24 protein-coding genes and 1 pseudogene are annotated in these 24,573 nt (G+C 73.0%); 10 read left to right on the top strand and 15 right to left on the bottom strand.

The features are described 5' to 3' along the window. The first annotated feature begins 133 nt into the window (after positions 1–133). Complete coding sequence (locus ACH4C6_RS03770) at positions 134–520, top strand: STAS domain-containing protein (RefSeq protein ID WP_398106887.1); 387 nt, start codon at positions 134–136, stop codon at positions 518–520. Here the strand turns inward: ACH4C6_RS03770 and ACH4C6_RS03765 are convergent. Both ACH4C6_RS03765 and ACH4C6_RS03760 read right to left on the bottom strand, forming a co-directional pair. Further along, on the bottom strand, positions 404–1,420 hold the full coding sequence (locus ACH4C6_RS03765) for a sigma-70 family RNA polymerase sigma factor (protein ID WP_398106886.1): 1,017 nt from the start codon (positions 1,418–1,420) through the stop codon (positions 404–406). The two genes, ACH4C6_RS03770 and ACH4C6_RS03765, sit on opposite strands and share 117 nt — an antisense overlap. A 148-nt stretch (positions 1,421–1,568) precedes the next feature. After that, a complete protein-coding gene (locus ACH4C6_RS03760; protein ID WP_398106885.1) occupies positions 1,569–2,840 on the bottom strand; it encodes an MFS transporter in 1,272 nt (423 codons plus the stop codon). 63 nt (positions 2,841–2,903) lie between these two features. Between ACH4C6_RS03760 and ACH4C6_RS03755 the strand changes: the two genes are divergently transcribed. After that, positions 2,904–3,866, top strand: coding sequence for a LysR family transcriptional regulator (locus tag ACH4C6_RS03755; RefSeq protein WP_398106884.1), 963 nt, complete (start codon positions 2,904–2,906; stop codon positions 3,864–3,866). A 7-nt stretch (positions 3,867–3,873) separates the two neighbouring features. Here ACH4C6_RS03755 and ACH4C6_RS03750 read toward each other — a convergent pair whose 3' ends face one another. After that, positions 3,874–4,632 (bottom strand): alpha/beta hydrolase, encoded by a 759-nt coding sequence (locus tag ACH4C6_RS03750; RefSeq protein WP_398106883.1) that lies wholly within the window; start codon positions 4,630–4,632, stop codon positions 3,874–3,876. Positions 4,633–4,754: 122 nt separating this feature from the next. On the opposite strand from ACH4C6_RS03750, the gene ACH4C6_RS03745 reads away from it, so the two are divergent. Together ACH4C6_RS03745 and ACH4C6_RS03740 are read left to right on the top strand one after the other, a co-directional pair. Beyond that, positions 4,755–5,912, top strand: coding sequence for an adenosine deaminase (locus ACH4C6_RS03745; RefSeq protein WP_398106882.1), 1,158 nt, complete (start codon positions 4,755–4,757; stop codon positions 5,910–5,912). A 139-nt stretch (positions 5,913–6,051) separates the two neighbouring features. Continuing rightward, positions 6,052–6,405, top strand: a complete 354-nt coding sequence (locus ACH4C6_RS03740) for an ATP-binding protein (RefSeq protein ID WP_398106881.1) — start codon at positions 6,052–6,054, stop codon at positions 6,403–6,405. Positions 6,406–6,494: 89 nt separating this feature from the next. Here the strand turns inward: ACH4C6_RS03740 and ACH4C6_RS03735 are convergent, their stop codons facing one another. From ACH4C6_RS03735 to afsQ1, 5 genes are all read right to left on the bottom strand, one after another. Beyond that, complete coding sequence (locus ACH4C6_RS03735) at positions 6,495–6,707, bottom strand: PspC domain-containing protein (RefSeq protein WP_369197003.1); 213 nt, start codon at positions 6,705–6,707, stop codon at positions 6,495–6,497. A gap of 63 nt (positions 6,708–6,770) precedes the next feature. Continuing rightward, positions 6,771–7,352, bottom strand: a complete 582-nt coding sequence (locus ACH4C6_RS03730) for a VanZ family protein (RefSeq protein WP_398106880.1) — start codon at positions 7,350–7,352, stop codon at positions 6,771–6,773. A 95-nt stretch (positions 7,353–7,447) separates the two neighbouring features. After that, on the bottom strand, positions 7,448–8,062 hold the full coding sequence (locus ACH4C6_RS03725; protein WP_398106879.1) for a hypothetical protein: 615 nt from the start codon (positions 8,060–8,062) through the stop codon (positions 7,448–7,450). A gap of 53 nt (positions 8,063–8,115) precedes the next feature. After that, positions 8,116–9,714 carry an ATP-binding protein gene (locus tag ACH4C6_RS03720; protein WP_398106878.1) on the bottom strand — a complete coding sequence of 533 codons (1,599 nt, stop codon included), beginning with the start codon at positions 9,712–9,714 and terminating at the stop codon, positions 8,116–8,118. Further along, positions 9,711–10,388 carry a two-component system response regulator AfsQ1 gene (gene afsQ1, locus ACH4C6_RS03715; RefSeq protein ID WP_158101933.1) on the bottom strand — a complete coding sequence of 226 codons (678 nt, stop codon included), beginning with the start codon at positions 10,386–10,388 and terminating at the stop codon, positions 9,711–9,713. Before afsQ1 ends, ACH4C6_RS03720 begins: the two co-directional genes overlap by 4 nt. A gap of 232 nt (positions 10,389–10,620) precedes the next feature. Between afsQ1 and ACH4C6_RS03710 the strand changes: the two genes are divergently transcribed. Further along, entirely contained in the window at positions 10,621–11,379 is a 759-nt protein-coding gene (locus ACH4C6_RS03710; protein WP_398106877.1) for a SigE family RNA polymerase sigma factor, read from the top strand. A 173-nt stretch (positions 11,380–11,552) separates the two neighbouring features. Here ACH4C6_RS03710 and ACH4C6_RS03705 read toward each other — a convergent pair whose 3' ends face one another. Next, positions 11,553–12,257: a uridine kinase gene (locus tag ACH4C6_RS03705; RefSeq protein WP_398106876.1), complete on the bottom strand. Its 705-nt coding sequence runs from the start codon at positions 12,255–12,257 to the stop codon at positions 11,553–11,555. A gap of 56 nt (positions 12,258–12,313) precedes the next feature. Here ACH4C6_RS03705 and ACH4C6_RS03700 point away from each other — a divergent pair, with 56 nt between their 5' ends. After that, positions 12,314–12,721: a hypothetical protein gene (locus ACH4C6_RS03700; RefSeq protein WP_398106875.1), complete on the top strand. Its 408-nt coding sequence runs from the start codon at positions 12,314–12,316 to the stop codon at positions 12,719–12,721. A gap of 71 nt (positions 12,722–12,792) precedes the next feature. Here ACH4C6_RS03700 and ACH4C6_RS03695 read toward each other — a convergent pair whose 3' ends face one another. Genes ACH4C6_RS03695 through deoC form a run of 3 tightly spaced genes read right to left on the bottom strand, consistent with a single transcriptional unit; the run spans position 12,793 to position 16,134 of the window. After that, positions 12,793–13,683: an aldehyde dehydrogenase family protein gene (locus ACH4C6_RS03695; RefSeq protein ID WP_398106874.1), complete on the bottom strand. Its 891-nt coding sequence runs from the start codon at positions 13,681–13,683 to the stop codon at positions 12,793–12,795. Continuing rightward, positions 13,684–15,141: an aldehyde dehydrogenase family protein gene (locus tag ACH4C6_RS03690; RefSeq protein ID WP_398106873.1), complete on the bottom strand. Its 1,458-nt coding sequence runs from the start codon at positions 15,139–15,141 to the stop codon at positions 13,684–13,686. Positions 15,142–15,171: 30 nt separating this feature from the next. Next, positions 15,172–16,134 (bottom strand): deoxyribose-phosphate aldolase, encoded by a 963-nt coding sequence (deoC, locus tag ACH4C6_RS03685; protein WP_398106872.1) that lies wholly within the window; start codon positions 16,132–16,134, stop codon positions 15,172–15,174. A gap of 157 nt (positions 16,135–16,291) precedes the next feature. Between deoC and ACH4C6_RS03680 the strand changes: the two genes are divergently transcribed. Beyond that, positions 16,292–16,978 (top strand): PH domain-containing protein, encoded by a 687-nt coding sequence (locus tag ACH4C6_RS03680; protein WP_398106871.1) that lies wholly within the window; start codon positions 16,292–16,294, stop codon positions 16,976–16,978. 654 nt (positions 16,979–17,632) lie between these two features. Further along, positions 17,633–17,992 (top strand): DUF6204 family protein, encoded by a 360-nt coding sequence (locus ACH4C6_RS03675; protein WP_398106870.1) that lies wholly within the window; start codon positions 17,633–17,635, stop codon positions 17,990–17,992. Between the two features lie 132 nt (positions 17,993–18,124). Here the strand turns inward: ACH4C6_RS03675 and ACH4C6_RS03670 are convergent, their stop codons facing one another. From ACH4C6_RS03670 to ACH4C6_RS03660, 3 genes are all read right to left on the bottom strand, one after another. Then, positions 18,125–19,756, bottom strand: coding sequence for a phospho-sugar mutase (locus ACH4C6_RS03670; RefSeq protein ID WP_398106869.1), 1,632 nt, complete (start codon positions 19,754–19,756; stop codon positions 18,125–18,127). A gap of 274 nt (positions 19,757–20,030) precedes the next feature. Continuing rightward, positions 20,031–20,855: a purine-nucleoside phosphorylase gene (locus ACH4C6_RS03665; protein WP_376328833.1), complete on the bottom strand. Its 825-nt coding sequence runs from the start codon at positions 20,853–20,855 to the stop codon at positions 20,031–20,033. A gap of 104 nt (positions 20,856–20,959) precedes the next feature. Next, on the bottom strand, positions 20,960–21,397 hold the full coding sequence (locus tag ACH4C6_RS03660) for a gamma-glutamylcyclotransferase (protein WP_398106868.1): 438 nt from the start codon (positions 21,395–21,397) through the stop codon (positions 20,960–20,962). Between the two features lie 92 nt (positions 21,398–21,489). On the opposite strand from ACH4C6_RS03660, the pseudogene ACH4C6_RS03655 reads away from it, so the two are divergent. Further along, a pseudogene (locus ACH4C6_RS03655) lies at positions 21,490–22,941 on the top strand (NAD(P)H-quinone dehydrogenase); the annotation flags it as partial. A 167-nt stretch (positions 22,942–23,108) separates the two neighbouring features. Next, positions 23,109–24,086 (top strand): DeoR/GlpR family DNA-binding transcription regulator, encoded by a 978-nt coding sequence (locus ACH4C6_RS03650; protein WP_398106867.1) that lies wholly within the window; start codon positions 23,109–23,111, stop codon positions 24,084–24,086. The last annotated feature ends 487 nt before the right edge of the window (positions 24,087–24,573 follow it).

Genomic DNA, 24,573 nt, shown 5'->3' with positions numbered 1-24,573 from the left:
GGCATCGGTCGGCGCGGACGGGGCAGATGCATGGGGCATACAGCCAACCCTCCGGGGCGGGCCGTGCCGAGGTCAATGTGATGTTCACGGCGCGCACGGGGCCGGTGCGCCGCTCAGAGGGAGGCCTGCCGCGATGAGTTCCCGCCCCCCGCCCGGTCTACCGCTCGTGGACGCCATGACACCGCCCGTGCTCGTACTGCCCGGCCCCGTCGACCGGGACGAGGTGAGGGGGCTGAGCGACGACGTGCGGGCACTGCTACGGGGCGGCGGTGCCCGGGTCGTGGTCTGCGACGTCGGGGGCCTCGGGCCGCCGGGTCTGGCTGCCGTCGACCTGCTGGCGCGCCTGCAGCTGGCCGCCCGGCGCGCCGGGGGGCGGATACGGCTGCGCGATCCGGATCCGGCGCTATGCGCCCTGCTCGACCTGGTCGGCCTCCGCTTCGAGGTGGAGGGGCAGGTCGAAGAGGGGGAACCAGCGCTGGGTGTCGAGGAAGCAGTGGAATCCGGTGATCCGGCCGTCTGAGACCTCCAGGACCTGGACGGCCCACGGGGTGAAGCCGCCCTTCTCCGGGTCCGGCTTGTACTGGGCGAAGCCCGGCAGGCCGTTGACCTGCACCGGCACCAGCCGTGAGCCCGCGCAGGGCGCACCCAGGGTGGTCATGAAGCCCGTGATGTCGTCGGCGCCGGTCAGCCACAGGTCGAACGGCGGCATCGTCATGATGGCGTCCTCGTGCAGCAGCGCGGTCAGCGCCGTCATGTCGTAGCCCTCGAAGGCCGCCACGTAGCGGTCCAGCAGCTTCTGCTGGTCCTCGTCCAGCGGGTCGGAGACGGCCGCGTCGGCGCCCGGCTGCTGTCGCTCGGCGAGGGTGGCGCGGGCCCGCTGCAGCGCGCTGTTCACCGACGCGACGGACGTGCCCAGCAGCTCGGCGACCTCGCTCGCCCGCCAGGCCAGCACCTCGCGCAGGATCAGCACGGCCCGCTGCTTGGCGGGGAGCTGCTGCAGGGCGGCCATGAACGCCAGCCGCACGGACTCCTTGGCCACGGCCGCCTCCGCCGGGTCGTCGGTCGTCGGCAGCACACGGGCGTCCGGCATGGGCTCCAGCCAGGTGTTGTCCGGGCGGGGCGAGAGGGCCGCCCGGGCGAGCGGGGTGGACTCGGTCAGGTCCATGGGCCGGGCGCGCTTGTTGCCCGCGGTCAGCATGTCCAGGCACACGTTCGTCGCGATGCGGTAGAGCCAGGAACGCAGACTGGAGCGGCCCTCGAACTTGTCGTAGCTGCGCCAGGCGCGGACCATCGTGTCCTGCACCGCGTCCTCGGCCTCGAAGGAGGAGCCGAGCATCCGGTAGCAGTAACCCGTCAGCTCGGTGCGGTGTGCCTCCAGCCTGGTGTCCAGGTCCGTCGGTGCCGCCGTGCTGTTCGCCATCTCCACCCACCCCTGTGGACGTTCTGTTCACGCGCCATTGCGCCCCAGCACTTCGGAAGCTACCGCAGCCCACTGACAACGGCCCCCCGAGCGCAGGAAAGCGCAGCTCGGAGCAGGTGATCCGGAACGCCGCAGGAGCCTCCCGGCGTCACACCGCCGCGGCGAGCCGGCGCTCGGCGCGGGCGGCCCGGGTGCCGAGGACGGTGATCGTCACGACCCCGAGCACGGCCAGCAGCCCGACCCCGACCGTCCCGGCCCAGCCGCCCGCGTGGAAGGCGGCCGCGCCGGCCGTGCTGCCGACGCTGGAGCCGATGTAGTACGCGGACTGGTACAGCGCGGAGGCCTGGGCGCGGCCGTGCGCGGCGGTCCTGCTCACCGCCGAGGAGGCCACCGCGTGGCCCGCGAAGAAGCCCGCCGTGATGAGGACCAGGCCCAGCAGGACCAGGGGCAGCGACCCGGCCAGGGACAGCAGCAGGCCCGCGGCCGTCGTGGCGCCGCCCGCGTACAGCGCGCCGCGCCGGCCCAGCCGGCCCACCAGGCGCCCCGCCGTGGACGCCGAGACCGTGCCGACGAGGTAGACGAGGAAGATCGAGCCGACGATGCCCTGGGGCAGGGAGAAGGGCGCCTCGGTCAGCCGGTAGCCGATGACCGTGTAGACCCCGCCGAACACCGTCATGAACAGCGCGCCGATCGCGTACAGCCGGCGCAGCAGCGGGTCGGACAGGTGGTCGCGGACGGTCCGCGCCAGGACGCGCGGGCGCAAGGAGCCGGCCCGGAAGTGCCGCGGGGCGGGCAGCAGCAGCCGGAAGGCCACCGCGCAGGCCACCGCGATCACTCCGATCACCGCGACGGCGATCCGCCAGCCCCACTCCTGCGCCACCCAGCCGGTGATGACCCGGCCGCTCATCCCGCCGACGCTGTTGCCCGCGACGAACAGCCCGATGGCCGTCACCAGAGCCCTGGGACCCACCTCCTCCGCGAGGTACGCGGTCGCCGACGCGGGCAGCCCCGCCAGGGCCGCGCCCTGGAGCGCCCGCAGCGCGATCAGCGCTCCGAGGGAGGGGGCGAGGGGCACCAGCACGCCCACGGTCACCGCCACGGCCAGCGAGGCCGTCATGACCGTGCGCCGTCCGAATCGCTCCGACAGCGCGCTCATCGGCAGGACGAACAGCGCCAGCCCGCCCGTCGCGGCGGCCACCGTCCAGCTCGCGTCGCTCGCCGCCACCCCGAACTCGCCGGAGATCAGCGGGAGCAGGGCCTGGGTCGAGTACAGCAGCGCGAAGGTCGCGACACCGGCGAGGAAGAGGGCGAAGCTCATCCGGCGGTACCCGGGCCCGCCCGGGACCATGCGGGAGTCGGCGGCAGGGACAGCGGCATCGGCGCCCACGACGGTGGACGCCCCGGTACTGGCGGGAGACATGCCTCGAACGTACGGACCGCCGCACTGATCCGTCCAATGCATGGAACGGTCATAATCGTTCCCATGGTGCATCAAGCGAGTTCAGGGCGGCGCCTGTCACCGTCCAGTGACACAGAAGACACCGCGGAGATGTCCAGGGTGCTGGCCCCGCGCCTGGCGTACTTCGCCGGCGTGGCCCGTACCGAGCACGTCACGCGGGCCGCCCAGGAGATGGACGTCCCGCAGTCCACCCTGTCCCGGTCCCTGGCCCGTCTGGAACAGGACCTCGGGGTCGAGCTGTTCGCCCGGCGCGGCCGCACGGTCTCCCTCACCCCGGCCGGCCGCACCTTCCTCACCTCCGTCGAACGCGCCCTGGCCGAGGTCGAGCGGGCCGCCGAGGAGGTCCGCGCCGACGCCGACCCCACCAGCGGCAAGGTCGCCTTCGGGTTCCTGCACACCATGGGCGCCGAGACGGTCCCCGGTCTCCTGCACGCCTTCCGCGCCGACCACCCCCGGGTCCGCTTCAGCCTCGTCCAGAACTACGGCGAGGCCATGCTCGAACGTCTCAGGGCGGGCGAACTCGACCTGTGCCTGACGTCCCCGGTGCCCGACGCGCCCGACCTGGTGGCCCGCCGCCTGGACGAGCAGAAGCTCCGCCTGGTCGTCCCGGCCGACCACGCCCTGGCCGGGCGCCGCCGCATCCGCCTGGCCGAGGCCGCCGAGGAAACGTTCGTCACCCTGGAGCCCGGCTACGGCCTGCGCCGCATCACCGACGACCTCTGCAAGGAGGCCGGCTTCCGGCCCCGGATCGCCTTCGAGGGGGAGGAGGCCGAGACCCTGCGAGGTCTGGTGGCGGCCGGTCTCGGGGTCGCCCTGCTGCCTCCGCCGGCCGTCCCCCGTCCCGGTGTCGTCGAACTGACCGTCACGGCCCCCAGAGCCGTCCGCGAGATCGGTGTCGCCTGGCTCCAGGGCCATCCGGACACACCCCCGGTGGCGGCCTTCAAGAAGTTCCTGCTCTCCAGGAGGGGCAGCCTGCTCCCCACCTGAAAGGGCGCTACCGCCGGGCGGGGCTGAACCCCGCGGCCAACGGCATCCGCAACCCCAGCGGCGGCGGCGCGGCCAGCGCGTCCCGCACGGGCCGCGACACCGGCCTGCCGAACAGCGCGCCCATCACGAAGTCCTCGGTCAGCGCCAGCACTTCGTCCCGATACTGGGTCAACCCGTGCCCGTCGGCGTGGACTTCGAACCGGCACACGTCCCGGTTCGCCTTCTTCGCCCGCGCCGCGAACCGGAACGACAGCTCCGGGTCGGTGCGCGCGTCGTGGGTACCGTGCACGATCAGCACCTGACGTCCCGCCAGCTGCTTCACCGGTTCGGGTGGCGCCGCCACGTCCTCCGCGGGAAGCCAGGGGGCAAGCGCCACCACGGAGTTGACGGCCTCGTGCCCGCCCGTCCGCAGCCCGGCCCGCCCGCCCATGCCGAGTCCCACCAGGCACACCGGGACGTCCCCGTACCGCCGCACCACCTCGTCCACCGCCCAGGCGGCGTCCCGCGCGAGATCGGCCTCGCCGCCGTTCCAGCCGCGCAGGCGGTAGTGCACCACGTGCGTGGCGAGGCCGTCCTCCCGGCCCGCGCGGGCCAGCCTGCGCCCGAGGGCGCGGACGGACGCGGTCGCCAGCAGCGGGGAGGGTCTGCGGCCGGAGACCTCCTCGCCCCCGGGCAGCAGCAGCACGGCACCGCTCACCGCCTCCGGCTCCGGGCCCAGTGCCCTTCCCAGCCGGGCCCTGCGCGCCGGCGTCGCTTGGTCTGCCATGACAGAACAGTGTCAGAAGGGCGGGTGTACGCGACCCGTCCGCGGGGTCACCGTTACGTATCGGCGAAAACGTCAAGCGACGAGCACGCGCCCTCTACGCGCGTAGGAGTTAGAGTGCGGAAATGACGAGCCAGACCATCGCGAACACCCCGACACCGGACCAGATCCGGCGGGCGCCCAAGGTTCTGCTGCACGACCACCTCGACGGCGGACTGCGCCCCGCCACGATCGTGGAACTCGCCCGTGACACCGGATACACCCAGCTCCCCGACACCGATCCGGACAAGCTCGGCCTCTGGTTCCGCGAGGCCGCCGACTCCGGCTCCCTGGAGCGGTACCTGGAGACCTTCTCCCACACGGTCGGCGTCATGCAGACCCGCGACGCCCTCGTGCGGGTGGCCGCCGAGTGCGCCGAGGACCTCGCCGCGGACGGCGTCGTCTACGCCGAGGTGCGCTACGCCCCCGAGCAGCACCTGGAGGGCGGGCTGAGCCTGGAGCAGGTCGTCGAGGCCGTCAACGAGGGCTTCCGGGAAGGCGAGCGGCGCGCCCGGGACAACGGCGCGCGCATCCGCGTCGGCGCCCTGCTCACCGCCATGCGGCACGCGGCCCGCGCCCTGGAGATCGCCGAACTGGCCAACCGCTACCGGGACCTGGGCGTCGTCGGCTTCGACATCGCGGGTGCCGAGGCCGGTTACCCGCCCACCCGGCACCTGGACGCCTTCGAGTACCTCAAGCGCGAGAACAACCACTTCACCATCCACGCCGGCGAGGCCTTCGGACTGCCCAGCATCTGGCAGGCGCTCCAGTGGTGCGGCGCCGACCGGCTCGGGCACGGCGTGCGCATCATCGACGACATCCAGGTCCACGAGGACGGCCGCGTCGAACTCGGGCGGCTGGCCTCCTACGTCCGGGACAAGCGCATCCCGCTGGAGCTGTGCCCGAGCTCCAACCTCCAGACGGGGGCGGCCTCCTCGTACGCCGAGCACCCCATCGGGCTGCTGCGCCGGCTGCACTTCCGCGCCACGGTCAACACGGACAACCGCCTGATGTCCCACACCAGCATGAGCCGGGAATTCGAGCACCTTGTCGAGGCCTTCGGCTACACGCTCGACGACATGCAGTGGTTCTCCGTCAATGCGATGAAATCAGCGTTCATTCCTTTCGATGAACGACTGGCGATGATCAATGACGTGATCAAGCCCGGATATGCCGAGCTGAAATCCGAATGGCTGTTCCGGCAGACGGCTTCCACCAGCGGTTCTGCGCCTTCGGGGGAGTGATGCGCGGGGTGCCGGGGCCGGGGAGTGCGGAACGCGTTCACCATTCGTCCGCATTTCGATGTTTGCGGCATGCGGCGCGCGGTGTTTAACGTCGCTGGACCGCTCACATCCCCGTCATCCCTTTTCGAGGACGCATTTCATGAAGCAGTCTGCTGTCAAGTCCCTCGGTGTCGCCGCGCTCGGTGCCGCCTTCGCCGCCACCGGTGCGGGTGCCGCCGACGCGGCCTCCTCCCTCCCCGACACCGCCCAGGCGCTGAAGACCGTCACCACGGCGCTCCCGGCGGAGCAGCTCTCCCAGACGCTGCCGGGCTCGGCCGAGGCGCTGGGCCAGGGACAGACGGCGGCCGGTGCCGGTCTCGCCGCCGCCCAGCCGGTCGCCGAGCAGCTGCTCGCCGAGGGGCCGACCGGCCCGGCCGCCAAGCTGCTCGGCGGACTGCCGGTGCAGAACCTGCCCACCCACGGCCTGCCGGTGAACGGCGTGCCGGTGGGCTGAGCCCTCCCGCCCGGGCGGACACCACACGCCGATGGGGCGCACCCCCCGCAACGGGGGTGCGCCCCATCGGCGTTCGCGCGGGGACGGCGTCACCAGGCCGTCTGCGCCTTGCTCTGCACCTTGCTCTCCGAGGGGAACAGGATCCACAGGGCGATGTAGAGCAGGAACTGCGGGCCGGGCAGCAGACACGAGACCAGGAAGATCACCCGCATCGTCGTCGCGGACGTGCCGAAGCGCCGTGCCAGTGCGGCGCACACTCCGCCGATCATGCGGCCGTGGGTGGGGCGGGCGAGGCGGGACATGTGCGTCTCCTTCAGCGTCGGGCGGTGAGGTCTCCGGTGCGAGTACCCCATCTGCCCTCGACACTACGGAGACGAAGGGGGCAAAGCGTCGCTCCACGGGGCGATCCCGACCCTGGGAATCGTCGGGGTCCGACCCTGAGCCGGCTCCGGAAGGACCGGGGTCGCGCGGCCCGGACGTACCGCGTGGCGGCGCAGCCAGGAGCGGCCGGCCGGAACCAGTGCCACGTGCGCGAGGGCGACACCCGCGGTGTTCAGGAACAGCGAGTCGACGTCGACGACCTGACCGGGAACCCCGGTCTGCAGCAGCTCGATGACGGTCGACAGCAGGGCACCGGCCGTGACCGTGCGCAGCAGGGACGCCAGCGGGGAGACGGTCAGTCTGCCGGCCACCAGCGGCAGCAGCACGCCCAGCGGCGCCAGCAGCGCCAGCTTCTCCCCGATGCTGCGGGCCGCCGCGGGCCAGCCCAGGACGAGATCGGCCCTGACCCCGTCGAACGGCCGCAGATTGGCCGGCATCACCCAGGGCACGTCCAGCGGCCGCAGCGTGAACCAGGCGACGAACGCCAGGTGTGCGACGAGGAGGACACCTCCTGTCACCCGGATGCGGAACGCGGCGCTGCCGCCGATGGAGCCTTGACGCTGCACGCCCCCCAAGACGCCGCGTCCGGCCGGATCGGTTCCGCGCCGGGCCGCCGCGCACCGGTGAGGCATGCGCCACAGCCCGGCGGGGCCCGGCCGGTTCACTCCCCGGCCGCGTCCTTCGACGGCGGTTCGTTGCTGCCCGGACGGGCCCGGACCTCCTCGGTGCACTCGTAGCGGCGCGGGGGAGCGGCGCCGGGTCCGCCGAGGACCACCGAGCCGTCGCCCTGGGCCGCCGCCGAGTCGGAGAAGGTGCACACGATCTGCGCCAGGGCGTACGAGGTGAGGCTGTCGGGGGCCGTGCTCAGCCGCAGGGTGTCCTCCGGGTCGCCGGGCCGGGGCCCGCCGGCGGTGATGCCCTCACGGACGTCGGTGCTGTAGCCGGCCTCCTTCTCGGCCGGTGAGGGCGGCGTCGCGAGCTGGTCCAGCAGCCCCTGCGCCACCAGCAGGCGCCGCTCGGAGTCGGCCGCGCCGTCCGCGACCCGCACGGTCCGGTCGACGGTCACCAGCGAGGACCCGCACAGCAGGAACACCCGGACCGGCAGGCCGCGGGCGGCCTGGGTCGCCGTGTCGGCCTCGGACAGCGAGCACTGCACCCGCGAGGGCGCGGGCCCGAAGTTCGTCGGCACCTCGGTGGCCCGGATCCCGCAGCCGGCGAGCAGCAGGGCGAGGGCGGGAAGCGCGGCGAGGCGGACGGCACCCCGCCGCGGGGCCACGGGGCCGTCTCCGACCCGGGCGGCACCCCGGGCCCCTGGGCGTCGTACGGGCATCACGCGTCCCCCTGGGCGTCGGGGCCCCGCTGCGGGCCGTCGGTCCCCGAGTCCGGGTTGTCCCCGGCCGGTTCGTCCGGGGACGTGGACGTGTCGCGCGGCAGCCGCAGCGTGAACACCGCCCCCGCGTCGGAGTTGGCTGCGGTGATCTCGCCGCCGTGGATGTGGGCGTTCTCCAGGGCGATGGACAGGCCCAGCCCGCTGCCCTCCGAGCGCGGGCGCGAGGCGCTGGCCTTGTAGAAGCGGTCGAAGACGTGCGGCAGCACGTCCTCGGGGATGCCGGGGCCGTGGTCCCGCACCTCGATGACGACCCAGTCGTCCGCCAGCCGGACCGACACCCGCACCGGCGAACCGCCGTGCTTGAGCGCGTTGCCGATGAGGTTGGCCAGGATGACGTCCAGGCGGCGCGGGTCCAGCCGCGCGTGGATGCCGCGCTCGGCGTCCAGCTCCACCGCGTCCAGCCAGGCCCGGGCGTCGATGCAGGCGGTGATCTGGTCGGCCACGTCGACGTCGTCCAGGACGAGCCGGGCGGTGCCCGCGTCGAAGCGGGTGACCTCCATCAGGTTCTCCACCAGGTCGTTCAGCCGCCGCGTCTCGCTGACGACGAGCCGCACGGCCGGCTCGATCATCGGGTCCATGCTCCCGGTCTCGGCCTCCAGCTCCTCCTCCAGCACCTCCGTGACGGCGGTGATGGCGGTGAGCGGCGTGCGCAGCTCGTGGCTCATGTCCGCCACGAACCGCCGGGACGCCTCGTCGCGCCCGGCCATGTCCGCGACCCGCTTCTCCAGCGCCTCGGCCGCGTTGTTGAACGTCCGTGACAGGTCGGCCAGTTCGTCGGTGCCGGACACCCTCAGCCGGGTGTCGAGCCTGCCCTCGCCGAGCCGCCGGGCCGCCGCCCCGAGCCGCTGCACCGGCTTCAGCACGGTCGTCGCGGCGGCCTGCGCGAGCAGCGCCGAGCCGATCAGCGCCAGGGCGGTGGCGATGCCCAGCGACCAGGCCAGCGAGTTGAGGTCCTTGGCCTCCGGCTCCAGCGACTTGAGCATGTAGCCGGTCGGACCGCCGCCGATCACCCGCGTCCCGGCCACCAGGTACGGGGTGTCGTGGTGGACTATCCGCTGCCAGTACAGGTGGTGCGGGTACTTGTTGGCGCCGTCGACCTTCTGCGTCCGGTTGACCGCCGTGCGCAGCGAGGCGGGCACGTCCCGCAGCGAGAAGCCGCTCAGCCCGCCGGAGCTGCCGTAGACGGTCCGGCCGTCGGGGTTCTCGGCGACCAGCAGCACACTGAAGCGCTGGTCGCTGCCCGCCATCCGGCCCGCGGTGTGCTGCAGTTCGTCCTGCGTGGGCCGCTCGGGCAACGCGCCCGCCCGGTTCTGCATCTCCTGCTCGAAGTCCCGCAGCACGGCGTCCTGGGTACGGGTGAGCACGGCCTCCCGATTGAGCCAGTACGCGATGCCGGACGCGGACACGGCCGCCGTGAGGGCCACCAGTGCGAAGACCAGGACCAGCCTCAGTCGCAGGCTCGTGAAACGCAGCCGCGACAGAACTCCCTTGCGCTCCGCGGTCCAGCCGCGGTTCCCCCCTGGGTGCTGCTGGGTCACTGAGGCGGATCCAGCCGGTAGCCCACACCCCGCACGGTACGGATCAGCGTCGGGGACGACGGCACGTCCTCGACCTTGGCGCGCAGCCGCTGGACACAGGCGTCCACCAGCCGCGAGTCGCCCAGGTAGTCGTGCTCCCACACCAGCCGCAGCAGCTGCTGCCGCGACAGCGCCTGCCCCGGCCGCCGGCTGAGCTCCAGCAGCAGCCGCAGCTCGGTCGGCGTGAGCTGGAGGTCCTCGCCGTTCTTCGTCACGGTCATCGCCGAACGGTCGATGACCAGGCTGCCGAACGTGGCCGCGTCGTTGGACTCCCGCTCGCCGCGGCGCAGCACGGCCCGGATACGGGCGTCCAGCACCCGTCCCTGCACCGGTTTCACCACGTAGTCGTCGGCACCGGACTCCAGCCCGACCACCACGTCGATGTCGTCGTTGCGCGCGGTCAGCAGGATGATCGGCAACTGGTCCGTGCGCCGGATGCGCCGGCACACCTCGAACCCGTCGATGCCGGGCAGCATCACGTCCAGCACGATCAGGTCCGGCCGCTGCTCGCGCAGGAGCTTCAGACCGTCCTCACCGCTGGCAGCGGTCGCCACGCGATGGCCCTGGCGCGTCAGAGAGAGCTCCAGGGCCGTCCGGATGGCGTCGTCGTCCTCGATCAGCAACAGGGAAGGCACGGGCTCATTCTGGCCCATGGAGGGCCCGGGGTTCGACCGGTGGGGCGCACACGGTTGCTCCGGCACCGGCGACTCCTGTGAAGAGTGTGCTCTTCCTGTGGCCGACCCCTGTGACAGGTCTGTGACAGTCGGCGGACACGGCGATGAAAGTGCCGCGGCAAGCTTTTCGGCACAGGGAAGGCAGCCCGCTCCGGCGGGCCGCACACCGGAAGTCCACGACGGGGGGCGCGAGATGAACACGCTGCACGGCACCAGCACCAGCGCAGTGATCACGCGTCTGCACGACGTGAACCGGGGCACCGACCGCAGCCGCGAGCTCGGGGGGGCACGGGGGTGCGCTCGCGGTACCGGGCGTCAGCACACCGGGTTCATGACGGTGGTCGACGCACGCACGGGGGAGGACAAGGGGACGGGGGCGGCTCACGGGGGAGCCGCGTACAGGGAGGGCTCGGGGGAGCGCAGCTCGCTGACGGAGGCGGAGTTCACCGCCTATGTCCAGGAGCGCCGCGCCTCCCTGTACGCAACCGCCTACCACCTGACCGGTGACCGCTTCGAGGCCGAGGACCTGCTGCAGAGCGCGCTGTTCTCGACCTACCGGGCGTGGGACCGGATCAGCGACAAGGCCGCGGTCGGCGGATACCTCCGCCGCACCATGACCAACCTGCACATCAGCGCCTGGCGGCGCCGCAAGCTCAACGAGTACCCGACCGAGGAACTGCCGGAGACGGCCGGCGACACGGACGCGATGCGCGGCACCGAGCTGCGCGCGGTCCTGTGGCAGGCGCTGGCCCGGCTGCCCGAACTCCAGCGCACCATGCTGGTCCTGCGCTACTACGAGGGCCGCACGGACCCGGAGATCGCGGAGATCCTCGACATCAGTGTCGGCACGGTGAAGTCCAGCATCTGGCGGTCGCTCCGCCGGCTGCGCGAGGACGAGGTCCTCAGCTTCGGCCGTGACGAGGAGGACGCCTTCGGCGAGCTCGTCGCCTGAAGGTACGGGGGGGGGAGCACCACAAGGGGTGGGGCCCACGGGGGAGACCGGAGGGGGCGCTGGGGGGCGTCCGCTTCGGGAGAGTGGGGGACACGGGGGAGCACCGAAGCGGGGCTGGAGGGCCGGGGGGTCCGTCCAGCCCCGTTCTCGTGCGCGCTCCTGCCGCGTGCCCCTCAGGCCGCCGTGCGCAGGTCCGCGCAGTGGCCCGCCGCCGCGGACGCCAGACGGCCCATCGCCTCGTCCCGGTCGCAGGCGTACGCGCCGAGTGCGGTCTGGCGGGCGACGATCGAACGCTCCTGCCGCATCAGCCGCCAGCCGCGGCGCAGCAGGAACGGCACCGACTTGCGGCCCTCCCGCAGATCACGCAGGAAGCGGCGGCGGAACGTCTTCACCGCCCCGCGGCTCAGGCACAGCGCGTCGGCCAGCACACCCAGCTCCCGCAGCCGCGTGACGATCTCCGCGGCGAAGATGCCCTCGGCGATGAACAGCGGGGTCGGGCCGATCTCGACCGTCTCGGCGCCGGTCCGGGCGCTCAGCGACAGGTCGTAGACCGGGACGTCCGTGCGGCCGGTGCCGCACAGGTCGACGATGGCGGCCACGGCCGCGTCCGCGTCCCAGGAGTCCGGGTGGTCCCAGTCGATGTCGGAGCTCCCCGCCACCAGGGGCAGGGTCGGGTCGTCGCCCTCCTTGTAGAAGTCGTCGAGCCGCAGCACCGGGAGGCCGGAGCGGGCCGCGAGGAGGGACTTGCCGGAGCCGGAGGGGCCGCAGAGCAGCACGACTCGGGTCTGTATGGGCAGAGGGGAACTCACGGGACACCAGTGTGAGGCATCCACCGGGCGCCGTACGACCCTGCGGGTCGTCTTTGATGCGCGCGTCACACCTCAACTACCCTCGGTCCCGAATCGATTACCCAGTGCATCAGAAGGTGGCAGTCATGGCCCGACACGACTCTCCCAAGCAGCCGACCGCCCAGCGGGCCCTGGCCGTCCTCGCGACCGCGGGCGTGGCGCTCGGCGCGGGCACGGCGTCGGCCGCGGCGGACACGACGTCGATCCTGGGGATGGTCAACACCCGCCCGACCTCGCTCGGGAAGATCGACCCGCAGTCGGGCCTCCAGGCCGCCACAGGCACCGTCGGCTACGTCACCGGCCCCGTCGCCGGTCTCAAGCCCAATCCGCTCGCCGGCACGGGAGTCGACCCGCTGGACAACGGCGTGGGCACCCAGCTCGGCGACTTCCGGCCGCTGACGTCCCAGGCGCTGACGGGGCCGGTCGCGCAGGCCCAGTCGATCGCGGGCATCCCGGTGGTGGGGCAGGCGGCCGGGCTGCTGTCGCAGCAGTAGCGAAGGCGGGCACGCAAGAAGCCCCGGCCCTCCCGGACGGAGGAGGGCCGGGGCTTCGGCTGCGGAGGCGCCTAGTAGCTGGAACCCGACGCGCCCAGCGAACCCGTGGAGTGCCAGACCGTCTTGGTCTCCAGGAACGCCGTCATGCGGTCGGTGCCGGGCGTCCGGACGTAATCCACAGGCTGTGGACGGAGAACGCGCTTGAGGTTGTCGGCCGCGGCGATCTCCAGCTCCTTCGCCAGCGCCTCGTCGGCGCCCGCGAGATCGATCGCGTTGACGTCCTGGTGGGCGGCGAGCGGCGCCGCGATCTCCGCCGTGCGGCCCGACAGGACGTTGACCACGCCGCCGGGGACGTCGGAGGTGGCCAGCACCTCGGCCAGGGACAGCGCGGGCAGCGGGGCCTTCTCGCTGGCCACCACGACGGCGGTGTTGCCGGTGGCGATCACCGGGGCGAGCACCGACACCAGCCCCAGGAAGGACGACTCCTGGGGCGCCAGCACCGCCACCACACCCGTCGGCTCCGGGGAGGACAGGTTGAAGAACGGGCCCGCGACCGGGTTTCCGCCGCCGACGACCTGGGCGATCTTGTCGGTCCAGCCGGCGTACCAGACCCAGCGGTCGATCGTCGCGTCGACGACCGCGGCGGCCTTGGACTTGCCCAGGCCCTCCGCGTCGCCCACCTCGCGCACGAACTGGTCCCGGCGGCCCTCCAGCATCTCGGCGACGCGGTAGAGCACCTGGCCCCGGTTGTACGCCGTCGCGCCCGACCAGCCGCCGAACGCCTTGCGGGCCGCGACGACCGCGTCCCGGGCGTCCTTGCGGGAGGACAGCGGAGCGTTGGCCAGCCAGTTGCCCATTGCGTCGGTCACCTCGTACACCCGGCCGCTCTCGGAACGCGGGAACTTCCCGCCGACGTACAGCTTGTAGGTCTTGAAGACACTGAGACGGTCAACTGCACTCATTTAGCGCTCGCCCTCCGGGCTCGACGGGGCGAGGTACGCCTCCAGGCCGTGACGGCCGCCCTCGCGGCCGGAGCCCGACTCCTTGTAGCCGCCGAACGGCGAGGTCGGGTCGAACTTGTTGAACGTGTTGGCCCACACGACGCCCGCGCGGAGCTTGTTCGCCACCGCCAGGATGCGCGAGCCCTTCTCCGTCCAGATGCCGGCGGACAGGCCGTACGGCGTGTTGTTGGCCTTGGCGACGGCCTCGTCCGGCGTGCGGAACGTCAGCACCGACAGCACCGGCCCGAAGATCTCGTCCCGGGCGACGGTGTGCGCCTGGGTGACGTTCGTGAACAGCGTCGGGGCGAACCAGTAGCCGCTCTCGGGCAGTTCGCAGGACGGGGACCAGCGCTCGGCGCCCTCCGCCTCGCCCTGCTCGACGAGCGAGGTGATGCGGGTGAGCTGCTCCTCGCTGTTGATCGCGCCGATGTCGGTGTTCTTGTCCAGCGGGTCGCCGAGGCGCAGCGTGGACAGGCGCCGCTTGAGGGAGTCGAGCAGCTCCTCCTGGATCGACTCCTGCACCAGCAGGCGGCTGCCGGCGCAGCAGACCTGGCCCTGGTTGAAGAAGATGCCGTTGACGATGCCCTCGACGGCCTGGTCGATCGGGGCGTCGTCGAAGACGATGTTCGCGCCCTTGCCGCCCAGTTCCAGCGTGACCTTCTTCTTCGTCCCCGCGACCGTGCGGGCGATCTCCTTGCCGACGGCCGTGGACCCGGTGAAGGCCACCTTGTCCACGTCCGGGTGGGCGACCAGCGCCGCGCCCGAGTCGCCGAAGCCCGGCAGGATGTTGACGACGCCCTTGGGCAGGCCCGCCTGGCGGCAGATGTCCGCGAAGAACAGCGCGGACAGCGGGGTCGTCTCGGCGGGCTTCAGGACGACGGTGTTGCCCGTCGCCAGCGCCGGGGCGATCTTCCACGCCAGCATCAGCAGCGGGAAGTTCCAGGGGATGACCTGGCCCGCGACACCGAGCGGCCGGGGGTTCGCCCCGAAGCCGGCGTGGTCGAGCTTGTCGGCCCAGCCCGCGTAGTAGAAGAAGTGCGCGGCGACCAGGGGCAGGTCGGCGTCGCGGGTCTCCTTGATCGGCTTGCCGTTGTCCAGCGTCTCCAGGACGGCCAGCTCCCGGCTGCGCTCCTGGATGATCCGGGCGATGCGGAACAGGTACTTGGCGCGCTCCGAGCCGGGCAGCGCCGACCACGTCCCGAAGGCGCGGCGCGCGGCCTTGACCGCGCGGTCCACGTCCTCGGCGCCGGCCCGGGCGATCTCGGAGAGGACCTCCTCGGAGGACGGCGAGACGGTCTTGAAGACCTTGCCGTCCGCCGCCTCGACGAACTCGCCGTCGATGAACAGGCCGTACGACGGCGCGATGTCGACGATCGAGCGGGACTCGGGGGCGGGGGCGTATGCGAATACCGAAGACACGTTGTCCATGTTCATGGGGTTCATGGGGTCTCAGTCCACCGTCACGTAGTCGGGACCGGAGTAGCGGCCGGTGGCCAGCTTCTGGCGCTGCATCAGCAGGTCGTTGAGCAGCGAGGAGGCGCCGAAGCGGAACCAGTGGTTGTCCAGCCAGTCCTCGCCCGCCGTCTCGTTGACCAGCACGAGGAACTTGATGGCGTCCTTGGACGTGCGGATGCCGCCGGCCGGCTTCACGCCGACCTGGATGCCGGTCTGGGCGCGGAAGTCGCGCACCGCCTCCAGCATCAGCAGCGTGTTCGCCGGGGTCGCGTTGACCGCGACCTTTCCGGTGGAGGTCTTGATGAAGTCCGCGCCGGCCAGCATGCCGAGCCAGCTCGCGCGGCGGATGTTGTCGTACGTCGAGAGCTCGCCCGTCTCGAAGATGACCTTCAGGCGCGCGGAGGTGCCGCAGGCCTCCTTCACGGCGGTGATCTCGTCGTACACCTTCAAGTATCGCCCCGCGAGGAACGCCCCGCGGTCGATGACCATGTCGATCTCGTCGGCGCCGGCGGCGACGGCCTCGCGGACGTCGGTCAGCTTCACGTCGAGCGAGGCGCGGCCGGCCGGGAACGCCGTGGCCACCGAGGCGACCTTCACGCCGGAGCCGGCGACGGCCTCCTTGGCCACGCCCACCATGTCGGGGTAGACGCAGACCGCGGCCGTCGTGGGCGTCGTACGGTCGGTCGGGTCGGGCCTGACCGCCTTCGCGCCGAGTGCCCGGACCTTGCCCGGGGTGTCCGCGCCTTCCAGCGTCGTCAGGTCGACCATCGAGATGGCGAGGTCGATCGCGAACGCCTTCGCGGTCGTCTTGATCGAGCGGGTGCCGAGGGAGGCCGCACGCCCCTCGAGTCCGACCGCGTCGACGCCGGGGAGCCCGTGGAGGAAGCGGCGCAGCGCGCTGTCGGACGAGGCGACGTCCTTGAGGGGGTGAGCTGCGGTGAGTGCAGAACTGGGCATGGTCACCAGACGAGCATATCTACGCGCGTAGCGGCTGTACAGCCCCCGGATGTTCCCGAAGGCCGGCGGAGCCGCGGGTGCGGGTGCCGGGCGGGGCCCGGACGGGCCCGGGTGGGCCCGGGAGTCCGGAGCGGGGAGGGTCCGGCAGAATCGAGGCATGACGAGCCCCGATTCCCAGTCGCCCGCGCCGCAGCCCCCGGACTCCCCGTCCGGTGACCGGGTCCACCGGTCGGTTCCGGCCATCGCCGGCGGCGTGATGCTGCTCGCCATCGCCGCGTGGATCGGCATCGACGCGGTGGTCAACGGGCACGGCCGCACCCCTTGGCTGGCGCTCGCCGTGCTGCTCCTCGTCGTGCCGCTGGTCGTCGCCTTCACGCTGCGGCCCGCGGTGTACGCCGGGGAGGACCGGCTGCGGATCCGCAACCCCTTCCGCGTGATCGTGCTGCCCTGGGGACAGGTGGCCGCGCTGAAGTCCGCCTACTCGAACGAGGTCCTCACCGAGTCCGGCACGAAGTACCAGCTGTGGGCCGTCCCCGTCTCGCTGCGGGCCCGCAAGCGGGCCAGGCGGCGCGAGATGCGCGCGACGGCGCAGGCCCGGCGGCAGTTGGGCCAGGACGGCGGCGGTGCGCTCGGGTTCGCGGCCGGGCGCGGCGGCGGAACGATGTCCGACGGGCCGGTGCGGGCCGAGACCGACCGGATCATGGACGACCTGCGGGCCCTGCGCGAGGACCGGCACGGGTCCGCGTCGGCGCAGGGCGAGGTCACCGTGCGGTGGGCCTACGAGATCATGGGCCCGGCGCTCGCCGGGGCGGTGCTGGTGCTGATCCTGCTGGCGGCGGGCTGACCGACCGGCCGACGGGGCCGCTGCGGCCTGCTGGGCGGCGAAGCGTGCGCATGGCCCGGCCGGCCTTGCGGGCCGGTGGCCGGCTGCCCGGACACCCGCGCTGCGGGCCGGCTGCTTGCCGATGGTTGGTTCTGTGCGGCGGCGGCTTCGAGGCGGGGTGGCGGGCGGGCGGACGGCTGTTGTGTGTCCCTGCGGGTCCGCTCGGGTTGGGGGCGCATGGGTGGCTGCGGTGGGCGGGCGGACGGCTGTTGTGTGTCCCGGAGGGTCCGCTCGGGCTGGGGGCGCATGGGCGGCTGCGGTGGGCGGGGTGCTGTGCCGGTGGCCGGTTCTGTGCGGCGGAGGCTTCGAGGCGGGGAGCTGCGGTCCGGCGGACGGCTGTTGTGTGTCCCTACGGGTCCGCTCGGGCCGGGGGCGCGCGGGCTGCCGCCTTGTGGTGGGGGCCTTGCGGGTGGGCGGTCGGCGTGGGCGGGGCTGCCCCCTGGGCCGGTGGGCTGGTTGCTTTGCCCGTCGCCGGTTTCGCGGAGCGGCTCACTTGGCGGGTGGGTCGTTCGCCGCGCGTGGGTCTGCCCGCGCGGTGGCCCGGGGTGTCCGGGAGGGCCGGTGCCTCGCCGAAAAGCAGTGGAGCGGGCCGGGCGGTGAGCCTAGGTTCGGGGGATGAGCACTCGTACCTTCCGTGTGACCGTGCGCGGCGTCTTCGACGGGCTGAGCGACGAGCAACGGGCCGCGCTGCTGGAGCGCGCCGCGGAGCACGACATGCTGCACGCGGCCTTCACGCCCGAGGGGCACCTCTCCTACGACGTGGCCGCGCGCGCCGCGTTCACCTTCCGGTTCCTGGACTCCGGGGACGCCGAGGAGGACATCCTGGAGGCCACCGAGCGGGCCGAGAACGCCGCGCGGTCGTGGCTGGAGGAGCGCGGGTACGGCTACAAGAAGCTGCGGTCCTCGGCCGAGGACCTCTCCCAGGCGCCCCTGGGCAAGCGGCAGCGGCGGGAGGCCGCCAAGAAGGGGGCGTAGGGGTTCGGGGCGGCCGCCCGGTGGCCGCGGGGCCGCCGGGGCCGGGAGGCACTGCGCCGGGCGGCTCCCGGGGGAGTGCCCGGAGCCGGCACGGCCGTCGGGCGCCCGGCGGGGGCCGGGCGCCCTGCCGTGTCAGATGCCCGCGGCCGCCGCGAGGTCGCGCTTGACGGCCTCCAGGACCTCCGTGGCCTTCGCCCGGGCCTCGGGGAGGTCCGTGCGGGAGGCGACCGGGACCACGACCTCCAGGTAGCACTTCAGCTTCGGCTCCGTGCCGCTCGGGCGCACGATCACCCGCGCCCCGTCCAGGGTGTAGCGCAGACCGTCCGTGGGCGGGAGGGACTCCGTGCCCCGGGTGAGGTCCTCCGTGCGGGTGATCGGCAGGCCCGCGAGCCGCGTCGGCGGGTGCTCGCGCAGGCGGGTCATGGCCGTCGCGATCACCGAGAGGTCCTCGACGCGGACCGACAGCTGGTCCGTCGCGTGCAGCCCGTGCTCCACCGCGAGGTCGTCCAGCAGGTCCAGGAGGGTGCGGCCCTCCTCCTTGAGCCGGGACGCCAGCTCCGTGATCAGCAGGGCGGCCGTGATGCCGTCCTTGTCGCGCACGCCCTCGGGGTCGACGCAGTAGCCCAGCGCCTCCTCGTAGCCGAAGCGCAGGCCCTCCGCCCTGGCGATCCACTTGAACCCGGTGAGGGTCTCCACGTGCCGCAGGCCGGCCTTCCCGGCGATGCGGCCGAGCAGCGACGACGAGACGATCGACTCGGCGAAGGTGCCGGTCGCGCCGCGGTGGACCAGGTGGGCGGCGAGGAGCGCGCCGACCTCGTCGCCGCGGAGCATGCGCCAGCCGTCGCCGTCCTGCACGGCCACGGCGCAGCGGTCCGCGTCCGGGTCGTTGGCGACGACGAGGTCCGGGCCGGTCTCGCGGGCCTTGGCGAACGCCAGGTCCATCGCGCCGGGCTCCTCCGGGTTGGGGAACGCGACGGTCGGGAACTCCGGGTCCGGCTCGGCCTGCTCCGCGACGAGGACCGGCTCCGGGAAGCCGGCGCGGGCGAACGCGGCCAGCACGACGTCCTTGCCGACGCCGTGCATCGCCGTGTACACCGTGCGGGCGGTACGCGGGGAGCCTTCGGCCAGGACCGCGTCCGTGCGGGCGAGGTAGGCGTCGAGGACGCCGTCGCCGAGCGTGTCCCAGCCGCCGTCGGGCCGGGGGACGTCGGTCAGGCTGCCGATCGCCTCGATCTCGGCGGCGATCTCCGCGTCGGCGGGCGGGACGATCTGGGAGCCGTCGCCGAGGTAGACCTTGTAGCCGTTGTCGCGGGGCGGGTTGTGGCTGGCGGTGACCTCGACACCCGCGACCGCGCCGAGGTGCCTGATCGCGAACGCGAGCACCGGCGTGGGCAGCGGGCGCGGCAGCAGGGCCGCGCGCAGGCCGGCGCCGGTCATGACGGCGGCGGTGTCGCGCGCGAAGTCGGCCGACTTGTGGCGGGCGTCGTAGCCGATGACGACCAAGCCGTCGCCGTGGCCCTGCTTCCTGAGGTACGCGGCCAGGCCCGCGGCGGCGCGGATGACGACCGTGCGGTTCATGCGCATGGGGCCGGCGCCCAGCTCACCGCGCAAGCCTGCGGTGCCGAACTGGAGCGTGCCGGCGAAGCGGGCGGCGAGCTCGGTCTCGTCCTTGGCGTCGATGAGGCGGGCGAGTTCGGCGCGGGTGTCCGGGTCGGGGTCCTCGGTGAGCCAGGTCTGGGCCTGTGCGATGAGTTCTTCGTACACGGTTCGGTGTCGGCCTCTCCGTCGTGTGTGGTGTGCCTGCGGCGGCCTGTGCCGCTTCGGGGGGTGTGCGCGTCGCGCGTGGCGCCGGGTGGTGGGTCGGGGCCGCGCCGGGGGGTGTCCATCCTCGGAACGGCGCGATGGGGTCGGATACCGACTGACCGTCCGTTGACGCGCCAACCGCTGCGGGCGGACACCCCCCGACCCGACCCCTTGCGTCGTCCGGCGGGTGCGGCTGCGTCCCCATGGCTGTGCGGACGACCTGCGGAAGCGTCCCTTACAGGCGGCCCAGGACCTGAGCGAGCAGGGAGCCCATGCGGGTGGCGCTGTCGCGGCCCGCCTGAAGGACCTCCTCGTGGTTCAGCGGCTCGCCCGTCATGCCGGCGGCGAGGTTCGTCACCAGGGAGATGCCGAGGATCTCCGCGCCCGCCTCGCGTGCGGCGATCGCCTCAAGGACGGTCGACATGCCCACCAGGTCCGCGCCGATGACCCGGGCCATGCGGATCTCCGCCGGGGTCTCGTAGTGCGGGCCGGGGAACTGGGCGTAGACGCCCTCCTCCAGCGTGGGGTCGACCTCCTTGCACAGGGCACGCAGGCGCGGGGAGTAGAGGTCGGTCAGGTCGACGAAGTTCGCGCCGACGATCGGGGAGGTCGCCGTGAGGTTGATGTGGTCGCTGATCAGGACCGGCTGGCCGGGGCGCATGCCCTCGCGCAGGCCGCCGCAGCCGTTGGTCAGCACGACCGTCTTGACACCGGCGGCGACCGCGGTGCGCACGCCGTGCGCGACCGCCGCCACGCCGCGGCCCTCGTAGTAGTGCGTACGGCCCAGGAAGACCAGCGCCCGCTTGTTGCCGATGCGGTACGAGCGGATCTTGCCGCCGTGGCCCTCCACCGCCGGCGGCGGGAAGCCGGGCAGCTCGGTGACCTGGAACTCGGCCTCGGGGGCGCCCAGCGCGTCCACGGCCGGGGCCCAGCCGGAGCCCATCACGAGGGCGACGTCGTGGGTCTCGGCGCCCGTCAGTTCGCGCAGGCGGGCCGCGGCGGCGTCGGCGGCCGCGTGCGGGTCGCCCTGGATGTCGTCCGGAAGAAGAGATGCGTTCACGCGCATGAGGGTAGCCGCTGATTGCCTACGCGCGTAGATGTCAAAGCTCACGGGGTGGCGATCGTTGTCTTGTCGTTTCCGACGAGTGCGGCCCGGGCCGGCCCTCAGCAGGGGCGCTTGCGCAGCTCCATCACATAGTCGTGCGGGGCCCCGGCCGACTCGGCCGCGTCGGCGATCTCGCCCAGGTAGCGGGCGGAGGGCAGCCCGCCCTCGTACGCGTTCAGGGTGAAGGCCCACGCGGACTCCTCGCCGTCCAGGGTGTGCACCCTGACCCGCGTCCGGCGGTAGATGTCCAGCCCCACGCCCTCCCAGCGGTCCAGCGACTCCTCGTCCATCGGGGCGATGTCGTACAGCGCGACGAAGACCTGGCAGAGGGGGTCCTCCACGATCGTCGGCAGCGCGCCCTCCCAGCCCATGTGCTCGCCGCCGAACGTCAGCCGCCAGCCGTTCATCCAGCCGGTGGCGCGCAGCGGCGAGTGCGGGGCGCGGCGGGACATCAGCCGCGCGTCGAGGTTGCCGGCGTACGCGGCGTAGAGCGACATGGGGGAAGGGTACGGCAGGTGCTCCGGCGTCACTCGGGTAACGACAGGCCCGTCGGCGGGCCCCCGGGCGGTGTCCCCTTGTTGCGTGCGGGACAATGGAGTACGTGACTCGGATCGTGATCATCGGTGGCGGACCCGGCGGATACGAAGCGGCGCTGGTGGCCGCTCAACTCGGCGCGGAGGTGACCGTCGTCGACTGCGACGGTCTGGGCGGGGCGTCGGTGCTGACCGACTGCGTCCCGTCGAAGACTCTCATCGCCACGGCCGAGGTGATGACCACCTTCGACTCCTCGTACGAGGAGCTGGGGATCATCGTCGCCGACGACACCCCGCACATCGAGCAGGCCGCCCGGGTGGTGGGCGTGGACCTGGGCAAGGTCAACCGGCGTGTGAAGCGGCTCGCGCTCGCCCAGTCGCACGACATCACGGCCTCCGTGACGCGTGCCGGGGCGCGTGTCGTGCGCGGGCGCGGGCGGCTGGAGGGCATGCAGGCCCTCGACGGGTCGCGCAAGGTCGTCGTGCGCGCCGCCGACGGCAGCGAGGAGACCCTCACGGCCGACGCGGTCCTCATCGCCACCGGCGGGCACCCCCGCGAGCTGCCCGACGCCCAGCCCGACGGCGAGCGCATCCTGAACTGGACGCAGGTCTACGACCTCGACGAGCTGCCCGAGGAACTGATCGTGGTCGGCTCGGGTGTGACCGGCGCCGAGTTCGCCGGCGCCTACCAGGCGCTGGGCTCCCGCGTGACGCTCGTGTCGTCGCGCGACCGCGTGCTGCCCGGTGAGGACCCGGACGCCGCCGCCGTGCTGGAGGACGTCTTCCGGCGGCGCGGCATGAACGTGATGGGCCGTACCCGCGCGCAGTCGGCCAAGCGGGTGGGGGACCGGGTCGAGGTGACCCTGTCCGACGGGCGGGTCATCACCGGCTCGCACTGCCTCATGGCCGTCGGCGCCGTGCCCAACAGCGCCGGCATGGGGCTGGAGGAGGCCGGTGTCCGGCTGCGCGACTCCGGGCACATCTGGACCGACAAGGTCTCGCGCACGACCGCTCCCGGCGTGTACGCGGCCGGTGACGTGACCGGGGTGTTCGCCCTCGCGTCCGTCGCCGCCATGCAGGGGCGCATCGCCATGTACCACTTCCTGGGTGACGCGGTGGCGCCGCTTGACCTGAAGACCGTCTCCTCGAACGTCTTCACCGACCCGGAGATCGCGACCGTCGGCTACACGCAGTCCGACGTCGACGGCGGGAAGATCGACGCGCGGGTCGTGAAGCTGCCGCTGCTGCGCAACCCGCGCGCCAAGATGCAGGGCATCCGCGACGGCTTCGTCAAGATCTTCTGCCGCCCCGGCACGGGCATCGTCGTCGGCGGCGTGGTCGTGGCCCCGCGCGCCTCGGAACTGATCCACCCCATCTCGATCGCGGTCGACAACAATCTGACGGTCGAACAGATCGCGAACGCCTTCACCGTCTACCCGTCCCTGTCGGGCTCGATCGCCGAGGTGGCACGGCAGTTGCACACGCGCAAGGAGTCGGCGGAGGGCTGAGAGGCCGGTTCCGTCCCCTCGCCGCTCACGAGGAGTGTCCGACCGTGCGGACGGCATAGGCGGCGGGACTAGGCCTTATACCACTGCGCGGGGTCCGCTGCGAACATCTTCTGCTATTCAGCGCAAACTGCTGAAAGCAGACGGTCGCTGGCGTTACTGTCAGTTTCGTGTTCGCTGCAGAACGTCGCCAATTGATCCTCGAAATGGTGCGAGCGAACGGGGCCGTGTCGCTCCGTGAGCTCGCCCGCGTCGTCCAGACCTCCGAAGTGACCGTACGGCGGGACGTGCGCGCGCTGGAGGCAGAAGGACTCCTCGACCGCCGGCACGGCGGTGCGGTACTGCCGGGCGGTTTCACGCGGGAGTCCGGCTTTCCGCAGAAGTCTCATCTCGCGACCGCCGAGAAGACCGCCATCGCCGACCTCGCCGCGAATCTCGTGGAAGAGGGCGAGGCGATCGTGGTCGGGGCGGGTACGACGACCCAGGAGCTGGCCCGCCGGCTCGCCCGGGTGCCCGGCCTGACCGTCGTCACCAACTCGCTGCTGGTGGCGCAGGCACTGGCCCACGCCAACCGGGTCGAGGTCGTGATGACCGGCGGGACACTCCGCGGCTCGAACTACGCCCTCGTCGGCAGCGGGGCCGAGCAGTCCCTGCACGGGCTGCGGGTGTCGCGGGCGTTCCTGTCCGGGAGCGGGCTCACCGCCGAGCGGGGGCTGTCCACCTCCAACATGCTGTCCGCGTCCGTCGACCGGGCGCTGGTGCAGGCCGCGGCGGAGGTCGTGGTCCTCGCGGACCACACCAAGCTGGGCACGGACACCATGTTCCAGACCGTGCCGACGGACCTCATCACCCGCCTCGTGACGGACGAGCCGCCCGCGCACGACGACCGCGCCGGGACGGAGCTCCAGGCCCTTGCCGACCAGGGCGTGCAGATCGCCGTGGCCGGCGGGCAGGGAGGTGCCACGGGAGCGGCAGGCTCCGGAGGTGATGCCGTCCCGGCGCGCCAGCAGCGCCGGGACGTGCCGCTGCCGGGACCCCGGCGGCAGGTGCCGGGCGGCGGGGGCGGCGCCCTGCGCTCCACCGCGATGCTCGGCGAGCAGGGCCCGGGAGCCGAACGGGCCCGGGTCGCGGACCTGCGCCGCCGCTGACACCGGGGGCCGGCCGGGAGGCGCCGCACGTCACGGCCGGCCGCCGACCGAGGTCGTGACCTGGGGGCCCATGGTCCCGTCACCCGGTGGGTCGGTGGGTCGGTGGGTCGGTGGGCCGGTATGCCGATGTGCCGGTAGGGGGCCTGAGCGCGCCGAGCGACATGGGCGCCTGCCGGCGGGCCTGCGGCGCCGACGCCCGGCGAGCCGCAGTCGGCCGCCCGGCTCGGGCCGTGGCGGTCGGACCTGCGGCGGCGCCGGCGTCAGCGGGCGGCGGGGCGGGTCGTGCTCGCCTGTCAGCCCGGGCCGGGACCGGATGGGCCGGATGGGCCGGACGGGGGGCGACGGAAACGGCTGCGGCGGGGGCCCCCGGGGGGGGGGGCCCCCCCCCCCGGGGGGGGGGGGGGGGGGGCGGGGGGCCCGGGGCCCCCGGGGGCTATTTGAAAAAACCCCCCACGCCGGGCCCCGACGTGTGGAGTAGAATAAATAT

The organism is Streptomyces sp. NPDC017943 (genome assembly GCF_044328425.1).
Lineage (GTDB): Bacteria > Actinomycetota > Actinomycetes > Streptomycetales > Streptomycetaceae > Streptomyces > Streptomyces djakartensis_A.
The sequence above is the reverse complement of the archived record's forward strand: the minus strand, read 5'-3'. Positions and strand labels throughout refer to the sequence as shown.

Bases quoted from the DNA above. Each gene is read 5' to 3' on its own strand.
- ACH4C6_RS03700 (WP_398106875.1), top strand. From the start codon at position 12,314: ATGGCCCGACACGACTCTCCCAAGCAGCCGACCGCCCAGCGGGCCCTG.
- ACH4C6_RS03760 (WP_398106885.1), bottom strand. From the start codon at position 2,840: ATGTCTCCCGCCAGTACCGGGGCGTCCACCGTCGTGGGCGCCGATGCC.
- ACH4C6_RS03765 (WP_398106886.1), bottom strand. From the start codon at position 1,420: ATGGCGAACAGCACGGCGGCACCGACGGACCTGGACACCAGGCTGGAG.
- ACH4C6_RS03770 (WP_398106887.1), top strand. From the start codon at position 134: ATGAGTTCCCGCCCCCCGCCCGGTCTACCGCTCGTGGACGCCATGACA.
- deoC (WP_398106872.1), bottom strand. From the start codon at position 16,134: ATGCCCAGTTCTGCACTCACCGCAGCTCACCCCCTCAAGGACGTCGCC.
- ACH4C6_RS03745 (WP_398106882.1), top strand. From the start codon at position 4,755: ATGACGAGCCAGACCATCGCGAACACCCCGACACCGGACCAGATCCGG.
- ACH4C6_RS03710 (WP_398106877.1), top strand. From the start codon at position 10,621: ATGAACACGCTGCACGGCACCAGCACCAGCGCAGTGATCACGCGTCTG.
- ACH4C6_RS03695 (WP_398106874.1), bottom strand. From the start codon at position 13,683: ATGAGTGCAGTTGACCGTCTCAGTGTCTTCAAGACCTACAAGCTGTAC.
- ACH4C6_RS03680 (WP_398106871.1), top strand. From the start codon at position 16,292: ATGACGAGCCCCGATTCCCAGTCGCCCGCGCCGCAGCCCCCGGACTCC.
- ACH4C6_RS03735 (WP_369197003.1), bottom strand. From the start codon at position 6,707: ATGTCCCGCCTCGCCCGCCCCACCCACGGCCGCATGATCGGCGGAGTG.
- ACH4C6_RS03675 (WP_398106870.1), top strand. From the start codon at position 17,633: ATGAGCACTCGTACCTTCCGTGTGACCGTGCGCGGCGTCTTCGACGGG.
- ACH4C6_RS03740 (WP_398106881.1), top strand. From the start codon at position 6,052: ATGAAGCAGTCTGCTGTCAAGTCCCTCGGTGTCGCCGCGCTCGGTGCC.
- ACH4C6_RS03750 (WP_398106883.1), bottom strand. From the start codon at position 4,632: ATGGCAGACCAAGCGACGCCGGCGCGCAGGGCCCGGCTGGGAAGGGCA.
- ACH4C6_RS03660 (WP_398106868.1), bottom strand. From the start codon at position 21,397: ATGTCGCTCTACGCCGCGTACGCCGGCAACCTCGACGCGCGGCTGATG.
- ACH4C6_RS03755 (WP_398106884.1), top strand. From the start codon at position 2,904: ATGGTGCATCAAGCGAGTTCAGGGCGGCGCCTGTCACCGTCCAGTGAC.